The 4,836-nt window shown below is 68.4% G+C and carries 4 protein-coding genes; 1 reads left to right on the forward strand and 3 read right to left on the reverse strand.

Annotation, left to right across the window (positions count from 1 at the left end; all coding sequences use genetic code 11):
• Positions 1 to 162: 162 nt before the first annotated feature.
• Positions 163 to 420: a hypothetical protein gene (locus AC2VOG_RS08850; RefSeq protein ID WP_486939539.1), complete on the reverse strand. Its 258-nt coding sequence runs from the start codon at positions 418 to 420 to the stop codon at positions 163 to 165.
• 588 nt (positions 421 to 1,008) lie between these two features.
• Between AC2VOG_RS08850 and AC2VOG_RS08855 the strand changes: the two genes are divergently transcribed.
• A complete protein-coding gene (locus AC2VOG_RS08855; protein ID WP_486939540.1) occupies positions 1,009 to 3,084 on the forward strand; it encodes an acyltransferase family protein in 2,076 nt (691 codons plus the stop codon).
• Between the two features lie 51 nt (positions 3,085 to 3,135).
• Here the strand turns inward: AC2VOG_RS08855 and AC2VOG_RS08860 are convergent, their stop codons facing one another.
• Together AC2VOG_RS08860 and AC2VOG_RS08865 are read right to left on the reverse strand one after the other, a co-directional pair.
• A complete protein-coding gene (locus AC2VOG_RS08860) occupies positions 3,136 to 4,080 on the reverse strand; it encodes an NADP-dependent oxidoreductase (RefSeq protein WP_486939541.1) in 945 nt (314 codons plus the stop codon).
• A gap of 55 nt (positions 4,081 to 4,135) precedes the next feature.
• Positions 4,136 to 4,836 (reverse strand): L,D-transpeptidase (locus AC2VOG_RS08865; protein ID WP_486939542.1); only part of this gene is annotated, 701 nt, incomplete at its 5' end.

Raw genomic sequence — 4,836 nt, forward strand, 5'->3', positions numbered from 1 at the left:
ACGACGAGCATTGGCTGACGGACTCGGCGTCACTCGCGGTTGAACGGCCAGTTGCTGGCGCAGCCGCTCGCCGGGCACTACTGGCAGATGCGGGCGGGAAAAGGATTGCGGCTGTTACTCCCGTCGTCACAACTCTGGCTGTCGCCCTGTCCAACCTGCCCACTACCTTTTGTCGAAGTTGTACCGGACGTATCCGGCCGCGAGAATCACGAAAACCACGGATCCCAGCGCCAACCCCGCAAGGATGCTTTTCGTCGCCGCTACCAGCAGTGCGACGCCAGCCAGCGGGACGATCAGCCAATACAGCCATTTGTAGAACGTGCCCTTGTTGGGGTCGACGAAGCTCCCGGTGCCGACGGTGATTAGCAGCGCGATCGCCACGTAGGAGTCGTTGACGGGATGCGACGATGCTGCGCTCATCGAAGAAATCATGGAGCCCTTTCGCTGCCGCGTGGATCCCTTCCCGAGATCTCATGGCCGACGGCCTTGCCCACCTCATCACCGGCCAGACCGCCTGCTATTGCGCCGACTGCCGCGCCAGCAGCAGTACCGATGCCAGGAACGACGCTGCCGATCGGCGCCCCCGTGGCGGCGCCTCGCTCAGCGCCGACCACGGCCCCGCAAACCCGCCTGCGATGCTGCCCGCCGTGGCCGGCATCGCTCGTCGGCATCAGCCTGGCTGTATTTCGCGGCAGCGTCTGCGTGGTTCTGGCTATGAGTCCGCGATTGCTGATGATGTGCGGTTGTCTGGGTTTCCCACCGAGAGAGACGCCCGGCCAAGGCCGAGGTCGTCGCGCACGGCTCGGCGTAGCGCGGAGTTGGCGCGCGGCAGCATATTTCGCGGGCCCACCGCGCCGTGTCTCCCGCGGGGCGGGCCGCCCCGCACCTAAACTGACGCCTGCACCAAGCAGGGAGGAGTAACCGAGTATCGGCGCCAAAAAAGCCGTCGACCAGGAAACTGGCCGACGCGCTGGAGAGGTGAACATGGAACCGGCCGGGGCTTATCCCGTGCCGGTTCATTCTGCTCGGAAGCCACGGTGGGTTGCCCCGCCGCAGGCAAGCCGCCCCACTCGCAGGCCCGGCAACGACGGCGACGAACGGCGTCCGGGGATTCGCGCGCTGGATGGCCTGCGGGCAGTGGCGGTCGGTCTGGTGCTCGCCGATCACGGCGGCATTCCCGGTATGTCCGGCGGATTCCTGGGCGTCGACGTGTTCTTCGTGCTCAGCGGTTTCCTGATCACCTCGTTGTTGCTGGACGAAATGGGTCGCACCGGCCGGATCGACGTGGCCAACTTCTGGATCCGCCGCGCCCGCCGGCTGCTGCCCGCGCTGGTCTTGATGGTGCTGACCGTCGCCGTCGGCCGCCAGTTCTTCGCCCCCGAGGCGGTTGCCAGCCTGCGCAACGACGCTGTCGCCGCATTCTTCTGGGTGGCGAACTGGATGTTCGTCGCCGATAAGACCGGCTACTTCGCCCAGGGCACCCCGGCGTCGCCCCTGCAGCACGCCTGGTCGCTCGGCGTGGAGGAGCAGTACTACATCGTCTGGCCGCTGGTGCTGGTCGCGGTCGCCGTGGGGCTGGCGGCCCGCGCGCGTCGCCGCGAGGCCAGCGCCTCCGTCGGCGCCGTCCGGCTGACGGTGTTCGTGCTGGCCACCCTCGGAGCGCTGGGGTCCGCCGCGACCGCCATCCTGCTGGCATCCAACGCCACCCGCGACCGGGTCTACTTCGGCACCGACACCCGCGCACAGGCATTGCTGGTGGGGGCGGCGGCCTCCGCGCTGCTGGTCAGCGACTGGCCCGCGCTGAACCGTGGCTGGTCGTTGACCCGCTCCCGAACCGGCAAGTGGATCGCCCGGTCGCTGCCGGTGCTCGGCCTGGCGCTGCTCGGGGTGGCCGTGCACGTCGCCACCGGCAGCGCCCGCGAGTTCCGCGCCGGCCTGCTGATCGCGGTCGCCGTCGCGGCGGTGCTGGTGATCGCACCGGTGGCCCTCGAACAGCGCGGACCCGTTGCCGCTGTGCTGGGCTGGGGTCCGCTGGCCTGGCTCGGCCGCATCTCCTACGGCGTCTACCTGTGGCACTGGCCGATCTTTCTGTTGCTCAACGGTCAGCGGACCGGGTGGCACGGGCTGTCGCTGTTCGCCCTCCGCTGCGCCGCCACGCTGGCGGTCGCGGTGGTGTCGTGGTGGGCGATCGAGCAGCCGGTCCGAAAGTGGCGCCCGGTGCGGGTGCCGCTGCTGCCGCTGGCCGGCGCCACCGCCGCGACGGCCGCGGCCGTGACGCTGCTGGTGGTCCCGGTGGTGCCGAAGCACGGCGTCAGCGCCCTGGACGCCAGCCTGCCGCCCGGTGTCTCGCCGGTCGCCGTGGTGTCGCCGTCGACGCCGGACGGAGTGCGGCCCGCCCGGTCGCGCACCAAGCGAGACCCCCGGCGTCCGTTCACCGTGTCGGTGTTCGGCGACTCGATCGGCTGGACGATGATGCACTTCCTGCCGCCGACACCGGGGTTCCAGTTCCTCGACCACACCGTGGTCGGCTGCAGCCTGGTGCGCGGCGGGCCGTACAGCTACCTCGGCCAGACGCTGGACCAGAAGAGCGAATGCGAAGCATGGCCGGGCCGTTGGACATCGCAGATCGCCGCCGACCAACCCGACGCTGTGCTATTGGTCATCGGCCGCTGGGAGACGGTCAACCGGGTCAACGAGGGACGGTGGACCCACATCGGGGATCCCGCGTTCGACTCCTACATCAGCGCCGAGTTGCGGCGCGCAATCGACATCCTCAGCTTCAGCGGTGCGCCGCTGACCGTCGCAAACCTGCCCTACAGCAGGCGCGCCGAACGGCCGGACGGCAGCCTGTATCCCGAGGATCAGCCCCAACGGGTGGACGAATGGAACACCATGCTGGGCAAAACCATTGGCAATCGCCCGGACGTTCGCATCCTCGATCTCAGAAAGAAGCTGTGTCCGGCCGGAACCTACACCGCTGACGTCGACGGTATCCATGTCCGTAGTGACGGCGTCCACCTGACCGAGGAGGGCGTGCAGTGGTTGACGCCGTGGCTCGAGCAGTCGCTGAAGCAACCGCACTGACCCGTCAGCCCGCATCAGCATCGAGGACCCGAACGCCGGCGAGCCCTGACCTCATCCGGCCTGCTGCGGAAGCAGAACGATCTTGCCGTGGGTATGGCGTTGCTCGAGTTCGGTGTAGGCGTCCACGACGCGGTCCAACGGGTAGGTCTTGGCGACGTCGAAGTCCACTGCGCCCGACGCAACCAGGTCGGCAATCTGTTGCAGGACCGCCGTTGTCGACGCTTCGGCACTGCCTTCGGCCTTTGCGCCGACCTCGGCGGCCTTGGCGAACGAGATGATCGTGTTGATCCGCTGCACCGGCACGCCCAGGTCGACGGCCAGCTGCACGTAGTCCGGACCGAACAGGTCAATGAACGCGTCGACACCGTCCGGCGCGGCGCGTCGCAGACGGTCGGCCAATCCGTCGCCGTACTCGACCGGTTCGACGCCGTGCTCGCGCAGCCACCGCGCGTTGCCCGCCGACGCAATGCCCAGCACCCGCACGCCGCGCAATGCCAGCAACTGCACCACCAGGCTGCCGACGCCGCCGGCGGCCGCCGACACCGCCACCGTCTCGCCCTGCTGCGGTGCCACCGCGTTGACCGCGGCGTACGCGGTGGCGCCCACGACATACAGCGAACCCGCTACCTCCCAACTCAATTGGGCCGGCTTGTGAATCAGCTGGTCGATCGGGACGGTCGTATGGGTGGCGTGGCTGGATCGCTGGAAGCTGAACCCGAGTACCTCGTCGCCGACGGCGAAATCGTCGACACCGTCGCCTACTTCGAGCACGACGCCGGCCAGATCACTGCCTTCGCCGGATGGGAACGTGGCCGGGAATTGCTCGTGCAGGGCGCCGGAACGGATACCCGCTTCGCCTGGGTTGATGCCGGCGGCCCGAACCTCGACGAGCACCTCGCCGGGGGCCGGGACCGGCCTGTCGATATCGGTGACGTACAGGACGTCAGGGCCGCCGTAACCATCGAACCGGACCGCTCGTGTTCGTGTCTTTGCCATGCAGGCGCCAACATCGGTCCCGCGCGGAACTATTCCGGCGTCGGCAAACCCGCTCCTAGGCCACCACGTTGATCGGGTCGCCGATGTGGACGGTGTCGAAATACCACGCGGCGTTGTCCGGGCTGAGGTTGATGCAGCCGTGGCTGACGTTCGCGTAGCCCTGCGAGTCCACCGACCACGGGGCCGAGTGCACGTACACGCCGCTCCAGGTGACCCGGACGGCGTATTGGGCGGTGATCTTGTACCCCTCGGACGACTCGAGTGGAATGCCGATGGTCCTCGAATCCATCACGACCGTGCGCTCTTTGGACAGCGCGGAGAAATCTCCGATCGGTGTCGGACGGCTGGGCTTGCCCAGCGACGCCGGCATCCTGCGCAACACTTCGCCGTTCTGCGTGACCGTGAAAGTGTGCGCGGAAATGCTGGCGGTGCCGACCACCTCGTCGCCGGTCTCGAAACCGGTGGACAGCGCGTGCACGTGGACACCGACATGGCTGTGCGCCGGCCAGTAGCCGTTCGGCTTCCACTCGACCACGTTTGGCTGCGGCCAGTCGAAGCTGCCGGTGATGTGGTTGGGCGCACTGACTTCGATGGCGCGCTCGGCCGCGGCACGGTCGGCCACCGGGTTGGTGAAGGTGACGATCACCGGGTGGGCCACTCCGACCACGGCACCGGTGGCCGGCTGGATCGATGCGATGCCTGCGCTCAAGGTTGGGGGTGCGATCGCCGCCACCGCCGGAGCGGCCGTGGCCCCCG

Source organism: Mycobacterium sp. TH-M11, from assembly GCF_057473725.1.